16 protein-coding genes are annotated in these 20,961 nt (G+C 56.4%); 9 read left to right on the forward strand and 7 right to left on the reverse strand.

Features of this window, described 5'->3' with window-relative positions:
• Positions 1-74: 74 nt before the first annotated feature.
• Positions 75-1,376, reverse strand: coding sequence for an MFS transporter (locus tag QMZ65_RS19155; RefSeq protein ID WP_097119559.1), 1,302 nt, complete (start codon positions 1,374-1,376; stop codon positions 75-77).
• A gap of 388 nt (positions 1,377-1,764) precedes the next feature.
• On the opposite strand from QMZ65_RS19155, the gene uxaC reads away from it, so the two are divergent.
• From uxaC to QMZ65_RS19170, 3 genes are read left to right on the forward strand one after another with little or no spacing between them, the layout of a single operon-like run.
• Positions 1,765-3,180, forward strand: a complete 1,416-nt coding sequence (uxaC, locus tag QMZ65_RS19160; protein ID WP_097119533.1) for a glucuronate isomerase — start codon at positions 1,765-1,767, stop codon at positions 3,178-3,180.
• Between the two features lie 2 nt (positions 3,181-3,182).
• Positions 3,183-4,631, forward strand: coding sequence for a tagaturonate reductase (locus tag QMZ65_RS19165; RefSeq protein WP_283216527.1), 1,449 nt, complete (start codon positions 3,183-3,185; stop codon positions 4,629-4,631).
• Positions 4,632-4,635: 4 nt separating this feature from the next.
• A complete protein-coding gene (locus tag QMZ65_RS19170) occupies positions 4,636-6,126 on the forward strand; it encodes a UxaA family hydrolase (protein WP_097119535.1) in 1,491 nt (496 codons plus the stop codon).
• A gap of 87 nt (positions 6,127-6,213) precedes the next feature.
• Here the strand turns inward: QMZ65_RS19170 and sstT are convergent, their stop codons facing one another.
• From sstT to QMZ65_RS19185, 3 genes are all read right to left on the reverse strand, one after another.
• Entirely contained in the window at positions 6,214-7,458 is a 1,245-nt protein-coding gene (gene sstT / locus QMZ65_RS19175) for a serine/threonine transporter SstT (RefSeq protein ID WP_058959524.1), read from the reverse strand.
• Between the two features lie 228 nt (positions 7,459-7,686).
• On the reverse strand, positions 7,687-8,658 hold the full coding sequence (locus QMZ65_RS19180; RefSeq protein ID WP_283216510.1) for a TerC family protein: 972 nt from the start codon (positions 8,656-8,658) through the stop codon (positions 7,687-7,689).
• Between the two features lie 257 nt (positions 8,659-8,915).
• Positions 8,916-9,902 (reverse strand): Gfo/Idh/MocA family protein, encoded by a 987-nt coding sequence (locus QMZ65_RS19185; RefSeq protein ID WP_283216511.1) that lies wholly within the window; start codon positions 9,900-9,902, stop codon positions 8,916-8,918.
• Between the two features lie 139 nt (positions 9,903-10,041).
• On the opposite strand from QMZ65_RS19185, the gene QMZ65_RS19190 reads away from it, so the two are divergent.
• Positions 10,042-11,721, forward strand: a complete 1,680-nt coding sequence (locus QMZ65_RS19190) for a chloride channel protein (RefSeq protein WP_283216512.1) — start codon at positions 10,042-10,044, stop codon at positions 11,719-11,721.
• On the opposite strand, the gene QMZ65_RS19195 is transcribed toward QMZ65_RS19190, so the two are convergent.
• Entirely contained in the window at positions 11,718-12,218 is a 501-nt protein-coding gene (locus QMZ65_RS19195; protein WP_034830993.1) for a M48 metallopeptidase family protein, read from the reverse strand. The genes QMZ65_RS19190 and QMZ65_RS19195 overlap by 4 nt on opposite strands.
• Before the next feature lie 81 nt (positions 12,219-12,299).
• Between QMZ65_RS19195 and rlmG the strand changes: the two genes are divergently transcribed.
• Positions 12,300-13,418 carry a 23S rRNA (guanine(1835)-N(2))-methyltransferase RlmG gene (gene rlmG / locus QMZ65_RS19200; RefSeq protein ID WP_038644545.1) on the forward strand — a complete coding sequence of 373 codons (1,119 nt, stop codon included), beginning with the start codon at positions 12,300-12,302 and terminating at the stop codon, positions 13,416-13,418.
• On the opposite strand, the gene QMZ65_RS19205 is transcribed toward rlmG, so the two are convergent.
• The gene (locus QMZ65_RS19205; RefSeq protein WP_283216513.1) at positions 13,419-15,422 is read right to left on the reverse strand and encodes an NADPH-dependent 2,4-dienoyl-CoA reductase; all 2,004 of its coding nucleotides are present in this window, start codon (positions 15,420-15,422) and stop codon (positions 13,419-13,421) included. It lies immediately after the preceding gene.
• Between the two features lie 472 nt (positions 15,423-15,894).
• On the opposite strand from QMZ65_RS19205, the gene idnD reads away from it, so the two are divergent.
• From idnD to QMZ65_RS19220, 3 genes are all read left to right on the forward strand, one after another.
• The gene (gene idnD / locus QMZ65_RS19210; RefSeq protein ID WP_097119546.1) at positions 15,895-16,926 is read left to right on the forward strand and encodes an L-idonate 5-dehydrogenase; all 1,032 of its coding nucleotides are present in this window, start codon (positions 15,895-15,897) and stop codon (positions 16,924-16,926) included.
• Between the two features lie 9 nt (positions 16,927-16,935).
• Positions 16,936-17,700, forward strand: coding sequence for a gluconate 5-dehydrogenase (gene idnO, locus QMZ65_RS19215; protein ID WP_034830987.1), 765 nt, complete (start codon positions 16,936-16,938; stop codon positions 17,698-17,700).
• Positions 17,701-17,779: 79 nt separating this feature from the next.
• Positions 17,780-19,099 (forward strand): gluconate:H+ symporter, encoded by a 1,320-nt coding sequence (locus tag QMZ65_RS19220; RefSeq protein WP_045831845.1) that lies wholly within the window; start codon positions 17,780-17,782, stop codon positions 19,097-19,099.
• A gap of 31 nt (positions 19,100-19,130) precedes the next feature.
• Here QMZ65_RS19220 and QMZ65_RS19225 read toward each other — a convergent pair whose 3' ends face one another.
• Positions 19,131-19,841 (reverse strand): purine nucleoside phosphorylase YfiH/LACC1 family protein, encoded by a 711-nt coding sequence (locus tag QMZ65_RS19225; RefSeq protein ID WP_097119547.1) that lies wholly within the window; start codon positions 19,839-19,841, stop codon positions 19,131-19,133.
• A 109-nt stretch (positions 19,842-19,950) separates the two neighbouring features.
• On the opposite strand from QMZ65_RS19225, the gene QMZ65_RS19230 reads away from it, so the two are divergent.
• Positions 19,951-20,760 carry a 5'-nucleotidase, lipoprotein e(P4) family gene (locus tag QMZ65_RS19230; RefSeq protein WP_283216514.1) on the forward strand — a complete coding sequence of 270 codons (810 nt, stop codon included), beginning with the start codon at positions 19,951-19,953 and terminating at the stop codon, positions 20,758-20,760.
• Positions 20,761-20,961: the final 201 nt, after the last annotated feature.

Consider the following 20,961-nt stretch of genomic DNA (forward strand, 5'->3'; position numbering starts at 1 on the left):
GAAGGATGAGTTGTTATACCACTTTGACCGGGTGGAGGAAATGGGCTGACGTGCGCCAGCCCAAAGCGTGGAGATTAAGTGCGAGCTGTTGCCGGTTGTGCCACGTGCTGAACGTCCAGCTCCGATACCGGCTGGTTTTTCAGCACGGTCCAGATCACACAGGCACCGAGCAGGTCAAATACTGCCAGCGCGGCAAACAGCGGACTGAAGCCCAGCGTATCAGCCAATGCACCCACCACCAGCGCAAACAGGGTGCTGGCGGTCCACGCGGCCATGCCGGTCAGGCCATTTGCCGTGGCCACTTCATTACGGCCAAATACATCCGAGGAGAGGGTGATCAATGCACCGGACAGTGCCTGATGGGCGAAGCCACCGACGCACAGCAAACCAATCGCTACGTAAGGGCTGGTAAACAAACCAATGGTGCCCGGTGCAATCATCAGCACCGCGCCCATGGTGACCACCAGTTTGCGCGACACAATCAGGTTCACGCCAAACCAGCGCTGGAACAGCGGTGGCAGGTAACCACCGACGATACAGCCGAGGTCGGCAAACAGCATCGGCATCCAGGCGAACATGGCGATCTCTTTCAGGTTGAAGCCGTAGACCTTAAACATAAACAGCGGGATCCACGCGTTAAAGGTGCCCCATGCCGGTTCCGCGAGGAAACGTGGCAGGGCAATACCCCAGAACTGACGATTACGCAGAATCTGACGGGCTGACATTTTGCTGTTATTGCCGGTCTGATGCTGTACTTCCTGACCGGAAATAATGTAGTGACGCTCTTCATCGCTGAGCTTGGTTTGCTGTTTAGGATGTTTATAAAATATTAACCAGCACAACGCCCACGCCATGCTCAGCACGCCAGTAATGATAAAGGCCAGCTGCCAGCTGTGCGCCAGAATCGCCCATACCACCAGCGGTGGCGCCAGCATCGCACCAATCGATGAACCAACGTTGAAGTAGCCTACCGCGACGGAACGCTCTTTGGCCGGGAACCATTCGCTACTGGCTTTCAGGCCTGCAGGAATCATCGCCGCTTCGGCCGCGCCCACCGCGCCACGTGCTAGCGCAAAACCGCCCCAGCTGCCTGCCATGGCGGTGGCAGCACAGAAGATCGCCCAGAGGATGGCAAACACCGCGTAGCCAATTTTGGTGCCCAGCAAATCCAGCACATAACCTGCCACAGGTTGCATCACGGTGTAGCACGCCGAATAGGCGGCGACGATATAGGAATATTGTTGAGTGGTAATACCCAGCTGCGTTTCCAGCGTCGGCGCGGCCACGGCAATGGTATTACGTGTCAGGTAACCGAGTATGGTGCCCACTGTCACCAGCCCAATCATGTACCAGCGTAGCCCTTTGATCTTACGCATCATTAACCTCTTCCAGTCTGTCGTAACACTTGCCATTAAAGGTAGGGGAGTACTTGAGCACTCCCGCTGGCGGCGTTGACGAATCAGACCTGCCGCCTTGTTGTTATGAGATGTGCCATGAGGTTCGGCATCAACGAGGCGAGAGATTAACTTGTTATACAACTTTAAAAGTTGAATGCCATCACAAAAACCCTGCATGTGCTGTGTGATCCGCTAAACAGGCGTTATAACAGCAAGTTAGTGCAATGTGGCTGACTATTTTTTCCATATATCCACAGGGAAACTGTCATTATTGTGAGGTCTATCGCAAACAATTTTGCCGATCGTCAAAATTGGTATGATAACTTTGAATCAGAAGCCAATTGGCCCCAAACATGAGGAAGCAGGTATGTCGCGTTTTATGAGTGAGGATTTTCTACTCGATAGCGAGTTCGCCCGTCGTCTGTACCATGACTACGCCAAAGACCAGCCGATTTTCGACTATCACTGCCATTTACCGCCGCAGCAGATTGCCGAAAATTACCGCTTCACCAATCTCTATGACATTTGGCTGAAAGGCGATCATTACAAATGGCGAGCGATGCGTGCTAATGGCGTACCCGAAGCGCTGTGCACCGGCGACGCCAGCGATCGCGAGAAATTCAACGCCTGGGCACGCACGGTGCCGCACACTATTGGCAATCCGCTGTATCACTGGACGCACCTTGAGCTGCGCCGTCCGTTTGGCATTACCGATGTATTGCTGAATGAGCAGAGCGCGGATCGCATCTGGCAGCAGTGCAATGAGCTGCTGGCGCAGGATGCCTTTAGCGCACGCGGCATCATGCAGCAGATGAAGGTGAAAATGGTCGGTACCACTGACGATCCACTTGACGATCTGCAGCACCATCGCACGCTGTCGGACGATGCCAGCTTTAGCGTTAAAGTGCTGCCAAGCTGGCGTCCGGATAAAGCCTTCAACATTGAGCTGGATACCTTCCTGCCGTGGATTCAGCGCCTGGAACAGGTCGCCGATGTCAGCGTGCAACGTTTTGATGATCTGCGCCGCGCGTTGAGCCTGCGTCTCGATCATTTTGCCGCACACGGCTGTAAAATCTCCGACCATGCGCTGGACGTAGTGCTGTTTGCCGAGGCCGATGAAAGCACGCTGGATAGTATCCTGGCGCGTCGCCTGCAAGGTGCTGCACCGACGCAAGAAGAAGTGGCGCAGTTCAAAACAGCGGTGCTGGTGTGGCTTGGCAGCGAATATGCGCGTCGCGGCTGGGCGCAGCAATATCACATTGGCGCGCTGCGTAATGCTAATCGTCGGCAGTTCGATATTCTCGGCCCGGATGTAGGCTTTGACTCCATCAATGACGCGCCGATGGCGATCCCGCTGGGCCGTTTACTGGATGCGCAGAACCGCAACAATGCACTGCCGAAAACCATCCTTTATTGCGTTAACCCGCGCGACAACGAAGTGCTGGCGACCATGGCGGGCAATTTCCAGGGCGAAGGTGAACCCGGCAAGATGCAGTTTGGTTCCGCATGGTGGTTTAACGATCAGCTTGATGGCATGCATCGTCAGATGACGCAGCTGGCGCAAATCGGCCTGTTGAGTCGCTTCGTCGGTATGCTCACCGACAGCCGTAGTTTCCTCTCCTATACCCGCCACGAGTATTTCCGCCGCCTGCTGTGCCAGATGATTGGCAACTGGGTTGAGCGCGGTGAAGCGCCAGCCGACGAAGCACTGCTGGGACAGATGGTGCAAAACATCTGCTTCAACAACGCGCGCGATTACTTCGGCATTGAGTTGGGAGCCTGATGATGCAGCGGCTAAACCGTCACGATTTCCCCGGCGTAAGCTATAGCGAGCGCGTGATCCAGTTTGGGGAAGGCAACTTCCTGCGGGCGTTTATTGACTGGCAGCTCGACTGGCTCAATGAGCATCAGGGCACCGATGCGGGCGTGGTGGTGGTGCGGCCGCGCAATCGCGTGGTGGAAGACTCACTGAATCAGCAGGACGGTTTGTACACCACGCTGATCCGTGGATTGAACACGCAGGGCGAGCAGGTAAGTGAAACCCGCCTAATCCGCAGCCTCAATCGCGAGATCCAGCCCTATCAGCAGTTTGAAGGTTTTCTCGCACTGGCCCGTGCGCCGCAGATGCGCTTTGTGTTCTCTAATACCACCGAAGCAGGCATTGCCTTTGTTGAGCAGGATCGGCTGGAGGATGCGCCCGCCTCTTCCTTCCCAGGCAAGTTGACACAACTGCTGTGGGCGCGCTTCCGCCACTTTGGCGGTGCGGCAGAGAAAGGCTGGTTGATCGTGCCGTGCGAGTTAATCGATCACAACGGCGATGCACTGCGTGATCTGGTGCTGCGCTATATCAAGCACTGGCAGCTGCCGCCGGAATTTGCCCGCTGGGTGCTGGATCATTGTGCGTTCTATAACACGCTGGTGGATCGCATCGTTACTGGCTATCCAGCCGATGGCACCAATATCGCTGCACAACTGGGTTACGAAGATCGCTATCTGGTGGCTGGCGAAGTTTATTACCAGTTTGTGATTCAGGGGCCCGATGCGCTGGCGCAAGAACTGAAACTCGCCGCGCTGGCGCCGGAAGTGAAGTTCGTCGATGACATCACGCCCTACAAAGCGCAGAAGGTGGCGATCCTCAACGGTGCGCACACCGCGATGGTGCCGGTGGCGTTTCAGGCCGGACTGGAGAGCGTCGGCGAGGCGATGGATGACGCCGCCATTGCGAACTATGTTAATGCGCTGCTGCGTGAGGAAGTGATTCCGACGCTGGATCTGCTGCGCGATGAACTGCACGCCTTTGCCGATGCAGTACAGCGTCGCTTCCGCAATCCGTTTATCCGCCATGCGCTGCTTTCGATTGCACTCAACGGCATGACCAAATTCCGTACCCGTTTGCTGCCACAGCTGTTGTTGTCTCAGCAGCAAACCGGCCAATGGCCACCGCGCCTGACCTTCGCCTTTGCCGCGCTACTGGCGTTTTATCGCGGCAAGCAGGGCGACCAGCAGTGGACTTTACAAGACGACGACCACTGGTTGCAGCAGTTCGCGGAGCTGTGGCCAGCGGTAAACCAGGACACATTGACCCCGGAACAGCTGGTGCAGGCGGTACTCAGCAACCGCTCACACTGGGGCGAAGATCTCACTCAGCGGCCCGGATTAGTGGCCGCAGTCAGCCAACACCTGCAAAACATCGTTGTCCACGGGATGCGGACGGCGCTGGTACAACTGAGATAACGCTATGCAAGATGCGATAAGAATACATTCGCGCGACAACGTGGCGGTAGCGCTGCGCGATTTACCTGCCGATACCAAAGTCGAGATTGATCGCCAGTTCATTACCTTGCAGCAAGAGGTTGGGCGCGGTCACAAATTCGCGCTGACGCCGCTGGCAACGGATGCGCTGGTGATCAAATACGGCTTGCCGATTGCCCATGCCACGCGCCCGATCGCCATTGGCGAAATCATTCACTCCAGCAACGCCCGCACCAATCTGAGCGATGTGGATGAGTACGACTACCAGCCGGAGTTTCTCGATATCCCCGCTCAGGCCGGCGATCGCGAGGTGCAGATTTACCGCCGCGCCAGTGGTGAAGTCGGTATTCGTAATGAGCTGTGGATTCTGCCAACGGTGGGCTGTGTGAACGGCATCGCCCGGCAGATTCTGTCGCGCTTCCTCAAGGAGACCAACGAGGCAGAAGGGATCGATGGGGTGCACCTGTTCAGCCACCCGTTTGGCTGTTCTCAGCTCGGTCAGGATCATGAAAACACCCGCACCATGCTGCAAAACATGGTACGCCATCCCAATGCTGGTGCGGTGCTGGTGATTGGTCTGGGCTGTGAGAACAATCAGGTGGATGTGTTCCGCGAAACGCTGGGCGGCTTCGACAGTGACCGCGTGCACTTTATGGAGTGTCAGAAGCAGGACGACGAAGTCGAAGCGGGGTTGGAGCAGCTACATGCGCTGTACAATGTGATGCGTGGCGATCAGCGCCAGCCGGGTAAGCTCAGCGAACTGAAGTTCGGACTGGAGTGCGGCGGTTCTGACGGTTTCTCTGGCATCACCGCCAACCCGATGCTGGGCTGCTTCTCCGATCAAATGATCGCTAACGGCGGCACTACAGTGCTGACCGAAGTGCCGGAAATGTTTGGTGCAGAGCGCATTTTGATGAGCCGCTGCCGTGACGAAGCTACCTTCGATAAAACCGTGGCGATGATCAACGACTTCAAGCGTTACTTTATCGACCATCAGCAGCCGATCTATGAGAACCCATCGCCGGGTAACAAGGCGGGCGGTATCACCACGCTGGAGGAGAAATCCCTTGGCTGCACGCAGAAAGCCGGGCAGAGCCAGGTGGTGGATGTACTGAAATATGGCGAGCGTCTGGTCACGCCTGGCCTCAATCTGCTGAGCGCGCCAGGAAACGATGCGGTGGCCACCAGCGCGCTGGCGGGCGCAGGTTGTCATATGGTGTTGTTCACCACCGGACGCGGCACGCCCTATGGCGGATTCGTGCCTACCGTGAAGATTGCCACCAACTCGCAGCTGGCAGAGAAGAAGCCGCACTGGATCGATTTTAATGCCGGGCGTTTGATTGAGGGCATGAGCATGCCGGAGATGCTGGAGGATTTCGTCGATATGATTGTGGCGATTGCCAACGGTCAACCGGCGCGTAACGAAGCCAATGATTTCCGCGAGTTAGCGATATTTAAGAGCGGTGTCACGCTGTAAACATCAGGTGCGATCGATGTGCATCTGACATCAATCACACCTGCTTATCTTAAGGGCGGCATGAATGCCGCCCTGTGCAATGCCAATTTATTCTGCTTCAGACACCGTGCGCGGTTCGCGCTCGGCTTCCGCCTGGCACACCGCTGCCGTAAACAGAATGTCGGTTGAAGAGTTCAGCGCCGTCTCGGCGGAATCCTGCAATACGCTGATGATAAAGCCGATGGCCACTACCTGCATCGCCAGGTCATTCGGAATCCCGAACATGTTACAGGCGACCGGAATCAACAGCAGCGAACCGCCGGCCACACCCGAGGCGCCACAGGCACAAATCGAGGCCACAAAACTCAGCAGGATTGCCGTCGGCACATCCACGGAAATGCCCAGCGTGTGTACCGCCGCCAGTGTCAGCACCGTGATGGTGGTCGACGCGCCCGCCATACTGATCGTCGCGCCAAGCGGAATAGACACAGAATAAGTATCTTCATCAAGATTCAGGCGTTTGGCGATCGCCATATTTACTGGAATATTTGCGGCAGAGCTGCGGGTAAAGAAGGCGGTCACGCCACTTTCACGGATGCAGGTAAACACCAGCGGATAAGGGTTACGACGAATTTTTTGGAACACCAGAATCGGATTCACCACCAATGCCATGATGGCCATGCATCCCAGCAGCAGCGCCAGCAGCGTTGCGTACTCCTCAAGTGCACCAAAGCCGGTTGAGGCCAGAATCGAGGCCACCAGACCAAAAATCCCCAGCGGCGCACAGCGAATCACGCAACGCACCACCCACGTCGCCGCATGCGAAGCATCGGTAAGAAACGCCTTGCTGCTTGGGCTGGCATGGCGGAAGGCCAGACCGAGGCCGATGGCCCACACCAGAATGCCGATATAGTTGGCGTTGAGTAACGCGTCAATCGGGTTAGCCACCATGCTCATCAACAGACCGTGCAGCACTTCGGTAATGCCAGACGGCGGTGAAATTTCGGTTGCGCCCACGTTCATTGACAGAGTTTGCGGGAACAGATGGCTCAAGGTGACTGCGACCACAGCGGCAAAGAAGGTGCTCAACAGATAGAGCATGATGATGGGACGGATGTTGGTTTTCTGCCCTTGTTGATGATTAGCAATCGAAGAAATCACCAAAACCAACACCAGCAGCGGGGCCACCGCCTTCAGGGCGCGAACGAACAGTTCACCCAGCAGACCTACGGCCAGAGCGGCATCACGTGAGAACCACGCCAGCGCTACGCCGGCAATCAGGCCAATCATGATTTGTTTTACCAGGCTTCCTGCGAACAGCGCGCCCAGACGTCCAATAAAGTTATTTAGCATAGTTCGGTCTTTTTATAGCGGTATGAGTGTTGTGCGCGGTTGCTCCGCGCCAAACGGTTTGCCCGGCGGAGTATAAGGAAAAGTCCTGGTGAGGGAAGAGATAATTCTGGACGTGCGGCGCAGATCGGTTTTTTGATCTGCTGACGATGTGAAATGTGACAGAGCTATGAAAGGTGAAATTTGCAGCTGGCGAAACAAAGCAGGGGCGATTACCGCCCCTGCAGAAGATTATGATGAGATGCGTTTCTGGTCGTTTCTGTGGTTAACCCAGGCGTTAATCAGCAGGGTACCGCCCAGAATCACGCCCACCACCGACAGTGAGATGCCCACCGGGATATGGTAGAACTCGACGATCAGCATCTTGATACCGATAAACACCAGCACAATCGCCAGGCCATATTTCAGCATCGAGAAGCGCTCAGCCACGTTCGCCAGCAGGAAGTACATGGCGCGCAGACCGAGAATCGCGAAAAGGTTCGAGGTCAGGACGATAAAGGGATCGGTCGTCACTGCGAAGATCGCCGGAATACTATCAACCGCGAAAATCACATCGCTTAGCTCCACCATGATCAGCACCAGCAGTAGCGGGGTGGCAAACAGCACGCCATTTTTGCGGGTGAAGAACTTCTCGCCTTCGAGATTATCCGTCATGCGCAGATGTTTACGCAGCCAGCGCACCACCGGTTTGTCGCCCACTGCCGCGTCATCGCCTTCTTTGGCAAACGCCATTTTCAGGCCGGTGAACAGCAGGAAAGCGCCGAACACGTAGAGGATCCAGCTGAACTGCGTCACCAGATAGCTGCCGGCGAAGATCATGATGGTACGCAATACGATCGCGCCCAGCACGCCATACACCAGCACGCGGCGTTGCAGGTTTGCCGGAATAGCGAAGTAGCTGAACAGCATCAGCCAGACGAAGACGTTATCCACCGCCAGTGCTTTTTCCAGCACGTAGCCGGTAAGGAAGGCAAGGGTTTGTGCGGTCGCCACTTCACGGCCCGCGGTGCCTTCGAGGTACCACCAGAACGCAGCGCTGAACAGCAGAGAAACGAAGATCCATACCAGCGACCAAACGGCGGCCTGCTTGAATGACATGGTTTGTGCGCCGCGACGTCCCTGTAAGAAGAGATCGATCGCCAGCATGATGAGCACAACAACAGCGAAGCTGCCCCAGAGTAACGGTGTGCCTACAGTGTGCATAGTTGTATTCCTGTCCGGAAAATAAAAAAGCGGCTAAGTCAGAAGACGTTAGCCGCTTTGATCAAGCTGCAAGCAAACCTCGCCTTCCGGCAAGGTCTCACTTACAACTCAGAATAGATTCCGGGTTGCCTGACGACCGGATGCGTTTAGCATCGTAATGACGATCAATCAGCTTACAAGTTACTCCCCTTTGCAGCGGTCAAGATACGTCCAACCGCGCAAGGATTCAATGGGGAGTTTGAAATATTCTGCAATATTTACACTTGAGCCTGGTCTGCCGGGAACACCACGCCAGTCTGGCGGCGGATTTCCGTCAGCAGTTTTGCTGTGATGCGCGAGGCTTCCAGTGCCGGATGCTCGACCTGGCGCTGCTCAACCCGTTGGGCAAAGGCCTCGGCTTCATACAGCATGGTGTTGATATGCTGCGGTTGCGTCAGATTCTGGCTCTCGCCACCGCGTGGGATAAAGCGTAACTGCTGGCATTCCGAGATTTTCTCAATCACCAGTGAGCCGGCTTCGCCCTGAATTTCGCTCGGAATCAGTGAATCGCTCACCTTGGAGTGCAGCAGCGTGACATCAAAATCGCCGTAGCTCAGCACCACTGCACCGTGCGCATCGACGCCACTCTCCAGCAGCGAAGCCTGCGCTTTCACCTGCTGCGGTTCGCCCCACAATGTGACGGCAGCGGCCAGGCAGTAAAAGCCAATGTCCATAATCGAACCGTTCGACCAGCGCGGATTAAAAGTATTGGGATTTTCGCCGTCGAGATAACGCTGATAGCGTGAGGAGTACTGGCAGTAGTTAATCAACGCTTTACGCAGCTTGCCAAGTTGCGGCAGGGTGTTCTGCAGTTGCAGGAAGGTCGGCAGGCTGGCGGTTTTAAATGCTTCAAACAGCACTACCTGATGCTGGCGCGCGCAGGCGATCATCGCCTCGGCCTCACGCAGATTCGATGCCATCGGCTTTTCGCAAATCACATGTTTGCCGTGCGACATAAACAACATCGCTTGCTCAGCGTGTAACGCATTCGGGCTGGCGATATATACCGCATCGATTTCCGGGCTGTCCGCCAAATCGTCGAGGGAAGTGAAGGTAAGTTTGCAGGGATAGTCAGCGATAAAGGCATCCGCCTGTGACTGCTGGCGCGAATAGACACCGCTTAACTTCATTTTGCCGGTCTCATGCGCGGCGTCGATAAACTGGCGGGTTATCCAGTTGGTTCCCACAATGGCAAAACGAATCACGGCTTTGTACTCCTGCAACAGTAAAGCGGCAGAGTAGCATGTTCAGCGGATCGTTCGTCAGACGAAATTTGATCATGCGATCCGCATTCCAATATGATGATGCGGCACATTTTTTTAACCAGCTAGCGGGGACGCGCGGGTGAGTGGAAGTAAACATGCATTGAACTGGACCACACTGCTGATTGCTATCCCCGTGGGATTCGTCGCGTCGCTGGTGACCTTAGCATTTCGCGGCGTCATTGATTTGATTAACCGCCTGCTGTTTAACAGCGATAGCGAAATCACCGTGGCGATGCATGTCTGGCCATGGATCTTCTGGCCGCTGCTGGTGGGCGCGGGCGGTGTGCTGGCGGGGTTCTTCCTGCGCTATGCGGTGGCGATTGAGAAACAGGAAACGGTTAAAACCGACTATCTCGAAGTGATCAACGCGCGCCTGGATGCGGTGCCGACCAAAACCTCGCTGTTTCGTGCACTCTCCTCGATTGCCAGTATCGGCAGCGGTGCTTCGATTGGTAAAGAGGGGCCGATGGTGCAGCTCTCCGCGCTGAGTGGCAGCCTGATGGGCCGCTGGTTCCCGCAGATGCGTAACAGCGATATTGTGGCGATGGCGGCAGCGGCAGGGCTCTCTTCGGTGTACCACGCGCCGCTGGCCTCAGCGATATTTGTCGCTGAAATTGCCTTTGGTATCTCGGCGCTGCAGCGGCTGATCCCGCTGATTGTCGCCTCGGCGGTGGCGGTGATGACCATGTGGTCACTTGGCTTTCGCAGTGCGCTCTATCCGCTCTCCGAAGCCTTGTTCCAGATGGATATCAGCAGTTTGTTGATGACCATTCTGATTGGCGTGGTGGCCGGTTTTGCCGGTTGGTTGCTGATAAAGTTGATTGCCCGCAGCAAAACGCTATTTGGTCGTATTAAATCATTGCCAGCACGTCTGGGGCTTGGTGGCTTAGCGGTGGGCTTTCTGGCGCTTATATCCACCGATATTCTGGGCAACGGCTACGAAGTGATCGTGAAGATTATCGATGGTCACTATGTGCTGGCTGGATTGATTGGCCTGCTGGTGCTCAAAACCTTGGCCACCACGCTGTCGGTGGGATCGAACGCGGTGGGCGGTCTGTTTACCCCTTCGCTACTGATTGGTGCGCTGCTCGGCGTGGCGCTGGCGCAGATGGGCGTGGCACTTCATCTGCCGGTTGGCGATAGCCTGCTTTACGCGGCGATTGGTATGGCGGCGGTATTAGCGGCCGTGAGTCAGGCGCCGTTAATGGCGATGCTGATGGTGCTGGAGATGACGCTCAACAGCAGCCTGTTATTCCCGATCATGATCGCCTCGGTGCTGGCTTCCATGGTGGTGTATCGGCTGCAATCGGCCAGCACCTACCCGGTGGTGAGCAACCACTTTAGCCGCTCAGAAGCCAAATTCGATTTCGATAATATGCGCGTAGATCAGCTGATCATTCCTGGTGCGGCGCTCCAGCCGGAAGAGTCTGTGGGGCAGGCGCTGGCAGTCAGTTCGCTGAAGCGCGAACGCTATGTGTATGTGATCAACAGTGCGGGGCAATTCCTGGGGGTAGTATCAATCCATGATATCTCGCGCAAGGTGCTGTCACAGGAGATCACCCTCGATTCACCGGTCAGCAGCGTGATGGACGATAACTTCCCGTGCATTTATCAGAACCAGAGTATGCGTGAAGGCTGGGAGGCCTTTGCTCGCGTGACGCTGGAGCGTTTACCGGTGCTCAACAATCCACAAGAGCGCCGCTTTATGGGTACCTTGACCAAAACCAGTTTGATTCAGAAGGCGCAGGAGTTTCTTTAAGCCGCGTTACCGCGCATCGCCTGATCCGTCATCCACAGGCGCGCATCGAACTCCAGCTGGTGGTAATCCGGCTCCATATGGCAGCAAAGCTGGTAGAACGCTTTGTCGTGATCCTTCTCTTTCAGGTGCGCCAGTTCGTGCACCACGATCATGCGCAGGAACGGTTCCGGTGCCAGACGGAAGAAGGTGGAGATACGAATCTCGGCTTTGGCTTTCAGGTTGCCGCCCTGCACACGCGAGATGGCGGTGTGCAGGCCAAGCGCATGTTTCATCACCTTGATTTTGTTATCCCAGATCACTTTGCTCACTGGCGGCGCGCTGCGCATATAACGATTTTTCATTGCCTGGGTGTAATCATACAGCGCACGGTCACTGACAATATTGTGCGTGTCAGGATAGCGTTCCTGCAAAAAGCTGCCCAATCGCTGATTATCAATCAGCAACTGCACCTGTTCGAGGATGTTTTCAGGATAACCCTGCAGATAGATTAATGACATTGGGATTCCCGACGAAAGACAGTATACTGCGCCCCCTTTTTAGGGCGAAAATCGCGCAAAGTGTACCACGCCGGAGATTCCATGAGCCAACTTGAACTGACCAATCGCACGCTGACCTTGCAGCGCTTCCCGCCGATGCGTGAAGAAAGCCCGTTACAGGCGTGGGATTCCGCCGATGAATATCTGTTGCAGCAAGAACTGCCAGAAGGACCGGTGCTGGTGTTCAACGACAGCTTTGGTGCGCTGACCTGCGGACTGAACGGCCGTGAAGTGTGGCACGTCAGCGACTCGCTGCTGAGCGAGCAGGCGGCGAAACAGAACCTGCGTCTTAATGAGATGGACGAAGATCAAGTGCACTTTATCGATAGCCTGGCGCCGCTGCCTGCTGCGCCTGCTGTCGTACTGATTAAAATCCCGAAAGCGCTGGCTCTGCTGGAGCACCAACTGCGCGCGCTGCGTAAAGTGGTGACGCCAGACACGCTGATTCTCGGCGCGGCCAAAGCCAAAGACATCCACAACTCTACGCAGCAGCTGTTCGATCGCATCCTGGGTGAGAGCAAAACTTCGCTGGCGTGGAAAAAATCTCGTCTGATCTACTGCACATACAGTGCACCTCAGCTGCCGGAGGTGTCAGAGACCACGGTGTGGCCGCTGGACGATTCCTCTTACCAGATTCACAACCACGCTAACGTGTTCTCTCGCGGATCGCTGGACGTGGGTGCGCGTTTCTTTATGCAGCATCTGCCGTCAGATATTGAAGGGGAAATCCTCGATCTTGGCTGCGGCAACGGCGTGATTGGTTTATTGGCGCTGGAACAGAACCCGCAGGCGGACGTGCTGTTCTATGACGAATCTTACATGGCCGTGGCGTCCAGTAAGCTCAACGTGGAAGTGAACCGCCCGCAGGATCTGGCGCGCTGTCAGTTCCGCGTCAACAACGTGCTGAGTGGCTTCCCGTCGGATCGTCTGCACGCGGTACTGTGCAACCCGCCGTTCCATCAGCAGCACGCGGTGACCGATCATCTGGCCTGGCAAATGCTGCGTGATGCCAAACGTTGCCTGCAGTACGGCGGCGAGTTGCGTATTGTCGGCAACCGCCACCTCGGTTATCACGTCAAAATGAAAAAGCTGTTTGGCAACTGTGAGCTGGTGGCGTCTAACGCCAAGTTCGTGGTGCTGCGTTCGGTCAAACTGCGTTAATCACACGCTGAGCGCCAGCTCAGTGGCCTGTGCGATGGCGCGGCGAGCATCCAGCTCCTGCGCCACATCGGCTCCGCCAATCAGCTTTACCGCTTTACCGCGTGCGGCCAGCTCATCCGCCAGCTGACGCAACGGTTCCTGCCCGGCACAAATCACCACGTTATCCACTGCCAAAGTGACGGCTTCGCCCTGATGACGCAGGTGCAATCCGGCATCATCAATCTTCAGATACTCCACGTCGCCCCACATCTGCACGCCGTGCGCCTGCAAACTGGCGCGATGGATCCAACCAGTGGTTTTCGCCAGCCCGGCGCCGGGCTTGCCGGATTTACGCTGTAACAGCCAGATTTGCCGATCCGCTGCCAGCGGCTGTGGACGGACTAACCCGCCGCGTGCCTGCAAGCTGTGATCGATGCCCCAGCTCTGATAGAAATCTTCGTGCGCGTTTTGATGCAGCAAAAACTCGGCGGTATCAAAGCCAATACCGCCCGCACCGATAATGGCGACGCGCTGGCCGACCGGCTTTTTATCGCGAATCACATCGAGGTAGCTGAGTACGCTGACATGGTCGATGCCGGGAATCGACAACTGACGCGGCGCAATACCGGTGGCGATCACCACTTCATCCACACTTTCCAGCTCATCAGCGCTCACGCGATGCTCGGTGCGAATCGCCACGCCCTGTGTCTCCAGCTGATGGCGGAAGTAGCGCAGTGTCTCGCTAAACTCCTCTTTACCGGGGATTTGGCGGGCGATATTAAACTGGCCGCCAATCTGCGCATCGGCTTCATACAGCGTGACCTGATGGCCGCGCTCGGCTGCCTGTAGCGCGAACGCCATACCCGCCGGGCCGGCACCGACCACCGCAATCTGTTTAGGCTGTTCAGCAGGGATCACCGGCATCAGGGTTTCATGGCAGGCGCGGGGATTGACCAGACAGGAAGTGACCTTGCCGACAAAGATTTGATCGAGACAGGCCTGATTGCAGGCGATGCAGGTGTTGATGGCATCTGGCTGCCCGGCCTGTGCTTTGCGCACAAAGGCCGCATCGGCAAGAAACGGACGTGCCATCGACACCATATCGGCAATGCCATCGCGCAGCAGCGATTCCGCCACCTGCGGATGGTTGATACGGTTAGTGGCAATAACGGGGACGGATACCGCTTCACGCAGATGCTGCGTCACCCACGCAAAGCCGGCACGCGGTACGCAGGTGGCGATGGTCGGGATGCGCGCTTCGTGCCAGCCAATACCGCTGTTAAACAGCGTTACACCGCGCTGCTCCAGCGCCTTTGCCAGCGTCAGCGTCTCTTCCAGCGAACTGCCGTTATTTACCAGATCGAGCATCGACAGGCGGAAGATGATGATAAACGCCGGGCCGACCGCCTCGCGCACCGCCTGCGTAACCTCCAGTGCAAAGCGCCGACGGCGCTGCACATCGCCGCCCCACTCATCGTCACGATGGTTGGTGTGCGCCACCAGGAACTGATTAATCAGATAACCTTCGGAGCCCATGATCTCGACGCCGTCATAACCGGCCTGCTGGGCCAACCTGGCGCACCGGGCAAAGTCCGCAATGGTCTGACGAATCTCGCCATCGCTCAGTTCGCGCGGCGTGAAAGGGTTAATCGGTGCCTGCAACGCTGAAGGCGCAACCAAATCGCGTTGATAGCTGTAACGCCCGGCATGCAGAATTTGCAGCGCGATTTTGCCGCCCTCGGCATGCACCGCATCGGTGAGGGTGCGATGCCAGTCGCACTGGCTCTCCTGATTGAGGATGGCGCCGCCGTGTGCCACCACGCCCTGTGGGTTGGGTGCGATGCCGCCGGTCACAATCAGTGCCACGCCTCCCCGCGCGCGCTCCGCATAAAACGCGGCTAATCGTGTGGCGCCATCAGTGTGTTCTTCCAGCCCGGTGTGCATGGAGCCCATCAGAAAACGATTCTTTAGTTGGGTAAATCCCAGATCCAGCGGGGCAAACAGGTGGGCGTAATGCTCAGTCATGAACACAGTCTCGGAAAGTGGTCGGATGAGTCAACTTTAGCGGGAATTGATTGGGATGGAAATTCGCGGTGTTCAGGCTGTGAGAAACCTCAAAAAAAGCAGGGCGACAGGTCGCAGGCGAAAGGTTCGGACTCCTTCGCCCGGCACGGGAAGAGACCTGTGCACCCTGAAACAGCTTGAAGATGAGGGCTAATGATTTAGCTCTATAGTTATGACTCCTGTCAGACTCAATCCAGACGACTTTCCCGGGTGAGGGTGCGGCGATAATGACATAGCTCACTGTGGTTAATCCCCAAGACGAGTCTTGGTTTTCCCCAGCAAAAAGTGATCCCGCTTCCATCTTCTGTACGAGCAGTTCACGTTCCAGGTAACAGCTATTTCGTAACATGATTTAGAGTGATCTGGTTCACAGTTTTCAGCCTCTGATCCCGCTTTGATAGCCCCCATTGCAACAGCAACAAATGGGGAAACCATGAATATCGAAACGCAATCCTGCGTGATTACCGGGAAAAAACAGGTCAGCGTCGCACCGCAACAGGTGAATTGGGACGGCACAGGCACGCTGGTGCGTATTACGCGCGGCGGCATTTGTGGATCTGACCTGCATTACTATCAGGAAGGCAAAGTCGGCAGCTTCGAAGTCAAAATGCCGATGATCCTCGGTCATGAAGTGATTGGTCATGTGGTGGAAAGCGACAACCCGGACCTGAAGCCGAATCAGAAAGTGGCGGTCAATCCCTCCAAACCGTGCGGCGAGTGCAAATACTGCCAGCGCGATCAGGAAAACCAGTGCACCTCGATGCGCTTCTTCGGCAGTGCGATGTATGTGCCGCATGTCGACGGCGGTTTCACCCAGTACAAAGTGGTGGACAGCAAACAGTGCGTGCCTTTCCCACAGGATGCTGATGAAACCGTGATGGTGTTTGCCGAGCCGCTGGCGGTGTGTATTCACGCCACGCATCAGGCGGGCGATCTTACCGGCAAGCACGTGTTCATTTCCGGCGTCGGTCCGATTGGCTGCCTGATTGCCGCAGCGGCGAAAGCGCGCGGTGCCGCCTCTGTGGTGTGCAGCGACATTAGCGAGCGTTCGCTGGAGATGGCGCAGCAGATGGGCGCGACCGATGTGATCCATGCCGCCGAGGGCGATTTCACGCCTTATCTGGCCGACAAAGGCTATTTCGATGTGGCGTTTGAGGCTTCTGGCCATCCTTCCTCGTTACAGCGCTGCCTCGATGTGGTGTGCGCCAAAGGTACGCTGGTGCAGGTCGGCATGGGTGGCACTATCCCGAACTTCCCGATCATGGCGCTGATTGCCAAAGAGATTCAGCTGGTCGGTTCTTTCCGCTTTACCCATGAATTCAACACCGCCGTTGAGTGGCTGGCGAACGGTGTGGTCAATCCGCTGCCGCTGTTCAGCGGTGAATACGATTTGCAGGACATCGACGCGGCTTTGCAGTTTGCCGGCGATAAAACCCGTGCGGCGAAAGTCCAGTTAACCTTTTAAGGAGCAGTGATGAGTCAGTTATTTTCCCTCGAAGGCAAGCGTGTATTACTCACCGGTTCGGCGCGCGGTATTGGTTTTCTGCTGGCGCGTGGCCTGGGTGAAGCCGGCGCAGAAGTGATCGTCAACGCCACCACCAAAGAGGGGGCAGAGCAGGGCGCGGCGAAACTGCGCGAGCTGGGCCTGCGCGCCCATGCCAAAGCCTTTGATGTGACGCAGTCTGCGCAGGTGCAGCAGGCGGTGGATGAGATTGAAGCCGAATGGGGACCGATTGATATTCTGGTTAACAACGCCGGGATCCAGCGCCGCCGTCCGTTCCTCGAATTCCCGGAGCAGGACTGGAATGACGTGATTGCCGTTAACCAGACCGCCGTGTTCCTGGTCTCTCAAACCGTGGCGAAAAAAATGGTCGATCGCCAGCGCGGTAAAATCATCAATATCGGTTCGATGCAAAGCGAACTGGGCCGCGACACCATCACGCCGTACGCCGCTTCCAAAGGGGCCGTCACCATGCTGACGCGCGGCATGTGCGTCGAGCTGGCGCGCCATAACATCCAGGTGAATGCCATTGCACCGGGCTACTTCGTCACGGAGATGACGCAGGCGCTGGCCGACGATCCGGCCTTTACCGGTTGGCTCACCAAACGCACGCCAGCGGCGCGCTGGGGTAAACCGGAAGAGCTGATCGGTGCTGCGGTGTTCCTCGCCTCGGGCGCGTCTGATTTCGTCAATGGTCACTTGCTGTTCGTTGATGGCGGTATGCGCGTCGCCGTGTAATGCCATGGCGCGGCTGGCATTTTCGCCGGGCCGCGCCTAAACCTTAATCACCCCTCTGTATTCCTAAGGATAATAAAAAATGCCAATAACCATTATTGTGCTGGGTGTGATACTGCTGCTGGTATTGATGATTGTATTTAAGGTCAACGGCTTTATTGCGTTGGTGTTTGTCTCGGCGGTGGTGGGTATTGCCGAAGGGATGACGCCGCTCAACGTGATGGCCTCGATCCAGAAAGGTATCGGTTCGACGCTCGGTGGATTAGCGATGATCCTCGGCTTCGGTGCCATGCTCGGGCGATTAGTCTCGGACACCGGTGCGGCACAACGCGTCGCTACTACGCTGATTGCCGCTTTTGGTAAAGAACGCCTGCAATGGGCGCTGGTGGTCACCGGATTGATCGTCGGTCTGGCGATGTTCTATGAAGTGGGCTTCGTGCTGCTGCTGCCGCTGGTGTTCACCATCGTGGCTGCTGCCGGTTTGCCGCTGCTGTACGTCGGCGTACCGATGGTGGCTGCGCTCTCCGTGACGCACTGCTTCCTGCCGCCGCATCCTGGCCCAACCGCTATCGCCACCATCTTTGGCGCTAACCTCGGTACCACGCTGCTGTACGGCATGATCATCACCATCCCGACGGTGATTGTGGCCGGTCCGATCTTCTCGAAATTCCTTAAAAGCTTTGAGAAGTCGCCGCCGGAAGGCTTGTATAACCCGAAAATCTTCACCGAAGAAGAGATGCCGGGCTTCGGTATCAGTATCTTCGCCGCCATCATCCCGGTGGTGCTGATGGCGATTGCAGCGGTATTTGAGCTGACCACGCCAAAAGAAAACCCGCTGCGTCAGTTCTTTGAGTTCATCGGAAACCCGGCGGTGGCGCTGTTTATTGCCGTGGTGATAGCGGTGCTGACGCTGGGTCTGCGTAATGGCCGCAAGATGGAAGAAGTGATGGATATGTGCGGTGAGTCGATTGCCGCCATCGCCATGATCGTCTTCATTATTGCCGGTGGTGGTGCGTTCAAGCAGGTGCTGGTGGACAGCGGCGTGGGCAACTATATCGCGGACATGATGAAAGGATCGTCGCTCTCTCCGTTGCTGATGTGCTGGACGGTGGCAGCGATGCTGCGTATCGCGCTGGGATCGGCCACGGTTGCGGCGATCACCACCGCCGGGATCGTCACGCCTATTATCGCGGTGACGCATGCCGATCCGGCATTGATGGTGCTGGCGGTAGGTTCGGGCAGCGTGATCGCCTCACACGTCAACGATCCGGGCTTCTGGCTGTTTAAGGGGTACTTCAACCTGAGCGTGGTAGAAACCCTGAAAACCTGGACGGTGATGGAGACGCTGATCTCGATCCTCGGCCTGGCCGGTGTGCTGGCACTCAACGCCATCATTCACTGATGCAATGGGCTGCACAAGGATGTGCAGCCACTCAGTCGCGACGACGAATCCACGAAAATCGCGATTGATAGCCGCTGTCAAAATGGGTGTTGTAGCGATAGCTCGATCCCGACTCCGCCATGCAATAAGTGCAGACGTTTAACACCTCGATCTGCTCGGCAGGAATGCCACGCTGTAACAGCAACCCTCGCGCCAGATGCGGCAAATCAAACCACACGCCCTGATGATGCGCCCGCGCCTGCGGACGGATCGCCGCGCTATTGCGTGGTTGCTCGCTTGCCCACTGCAGCGCAGGTAAATCTGCACGTTGCTGCATCTGCGTCACCAAATCTTTGCCCAGCTCATAACAGCACGGACCAATCGCCGGTCCGATGGCGACATGCAGCGTTTCAGTGCGGGCGCCAAGATTAAGCAAGCCGTCAATGGCACTGTTCAGCACTCCACTCAGCGTGCCTTTTAATCCGGCGTGCACTGCCGCCACCTGATGCTGCGCGCTATCAGCGAACAGTACCGGCAAACAGTCAGCGGTATACACCGCCACCGGCAGCTGGTTTTCCCCAATCACGCCATCGGACTCGCAGCTTTTCGGCGGCAGGTTTTGGGTTGCCAGCACCACCTGGGCGCTGTGGCGCTGCTGGCCATAGGCGGCATCCGTGGGCACCGGTTGGCCCGCAGGCTGAAAGGCATAATCGAGCCACGGCAGGGCATCAAGCAGCGTTGAACGCGGTCCGGCATGTGACATAAGTGTCTCCTTTGACAGGGCGGCAGCTTTCTTCTGCCCACAGCTTACGTTAACTGCTACATTTTTAAAGCTTTACACAAACTGACCATAATCACTTAAGGATGATCTGATGAAAAACACCTCTTTGCTGGCAGCGTCCGGCATTCTTGCACTGCTGCTGACCGGGTGCGCGCAACCGGCCAAACAGCAGGCACAGCAGCAGCTCGGCCAGCAATCGGTATTGGCAGTGAACTGGTTCCAGCAGTCCGGTGAGTATCAGGCATTAAGCTGGCAGGCATTTAACACTGCGCGTATGGCGTTTGATGCTGCGCCATCGCTGGCGGGCAAACCGAAAGCGGTGATCGTCGATCTCGATGAAACTATGATCGATAACAGTGCCTATAGCGCATGGCAGGCGAAAAACGGCCAGCCGTTCTCCGGCAAAACCTGGTCAGCCTGGACTCAGGCGCGTCAGGCCACCGCCGTGCCGGGCGCGGTGGAGTTCGCCAACTACGTCAACAGCCATGGCGGCACCCTGTTCTACGTCTCGAACCGCGACCAGAAGGATTACGCTGCGACGGTGGACAACCTCAACAAGCTGGGCTTCAGCGGCGTGAGTGACAAAACCGTGCGTCTCAGCACCGGAAACTCCAATAAACAGGCGCGCTTCGATGCGATTAAAAATGCCGGATATAATGTGGTGTTGTACGTGGGCGATAACCTGAATGACTTTGGTGGCGCGACCTGGCATCAGGGTAATGCACAGCGTCAGCAGTTCGTTAACCTCAATCATCAGCACTTTGGTACGCAATTTATCGTGCTGCCTAATCCGCTGTACGGCGATTGGGAAAGCGGCATGGCGGAGAACTACAACAAACTGACGCCGGAACAGCAGCTGCAGGTACGTGAAGCGCGTATGAAAGCGTGGAACGGTAAATAATTCGTCAAGCGAATTAGCGCCTGTTGCGGCAGGCGCGGTGATTTTAATTCAGGGCCAGTGATATTTACTTTTCATCGTCATTATTATTCTCCTTATTATTTTCCTGATCTCTTGCTTAATTACAGGTAAGTGATTAGCGGAAAATATCGCCATTTTGCTTTTTACCCAGTGAATGACTCCAATCATAAATTTTATAATTAA

This window comes from Pantoea sp. EABMAA-21 (genome assembly GCF_030053335.1).
GTDB lineage: Bacteria > Pseudomonadota > Gammaproteobacteria > Enterobacterales > Enterobacteriaceae > Pantoea > Pantoea communis.

Bases quoted from the DNA above. Each gene is read 5' to 3' on its own strand.
- uxaC (WP_097119533.1), top strand. From the start codon at position 1,765: ATGTCGCGTTTTATGAGTGAGGATTTTCTACTCGATAGCGAGTTCGCC.
- rlmG (WP_038644545.1), top strand. From the start codon at position 12,300: ATGAGCCAACTTGAACTGACCAATCGCACGCTGACCTTGCAGCGCTTC.
- QMZ65_RS19220 (WP_045831845.1), top strand. From the start codon at position 17,780: ATGCCAATAACCATTATTGTGCTGGGTGTGATACTGCTGCTGGTATTG.
- QMZ65_RS19165 (WP_283216527.1), top strand. From the start codon at position 3,183: ATGCAGCGGCTAAACCGTCACGATTTCCCCGGCGTAAGCTATAGCGAG.
- QMZ65_RS19225 (WP_097119547.1), bottom strand. From the start codon at position 19,841: ATGTCACATGCCGGACCGCGTTCAACGCTGCTTGATGCCCTGCCGTGG.
- QMZ65_RS19180 (WP_283216510.1), bottom strand. From the start codon at position 8,658: ATGCACACTGTAGGCACACCGTTACTCTGGGGCAGCTTCGCTGTTGTT.
- QMZ65_RS19230 (WP_283216514.1), top strand. From the start codon at position 19,951: ATGAAAAACACCTCTTTGCTGGCAGCGTCCGGCATTCTTGCACTGCTG.
- QMZ65_RS19155 (WP_097119559.1), bottom strand. From the start codon at position 1,376: ATGCGTAAGATCAAAGGGCTACGCTGGTACATGATTGGGCTGGTGACA.
- QMZ65_RS19195 (WP_034830993.1), bottom strand. From the start codon at position 12,218: ATGTCATTAATCTATCTGCAGGGTTATCCTGAAAACATCCTCGAACAG.
- idnD (WP_097119546.1), top strand. From the start codon at position 15,895: ATGAATATCGAAACGCAATCCTGCGTGATTACCGGGAAAAAACAGGTC.
- idnO (WP_034830987.1), top strand. From the start codon at position 16,936: ATGAGTCAGTTATTTTCCCTCGAAGGCAAGCGTGTATTACTCACCGGT.
- QMZ65_RS19170 (WP_097119535.1), top strand. From the start codon at position 4,636: ATGCAAGATGCGATAAGAATACATTCGCGCGACAACGTGGCGGTAGCG.
- sstT (WP_058959524.1), bottom strand. From the start codon at position 7,458: ATGCTAAATAACTTTATTGGACGTCTGGGCGCGCTGTTCGCAGGAAGC.
- QMZ65_RS19205 (WP_283216513.1), bottom strand. From the start codon at position 15,422: ATGACTGAGCATTACGCCCACCTGTTTGCCCCGCTGGATCTGGGATTT.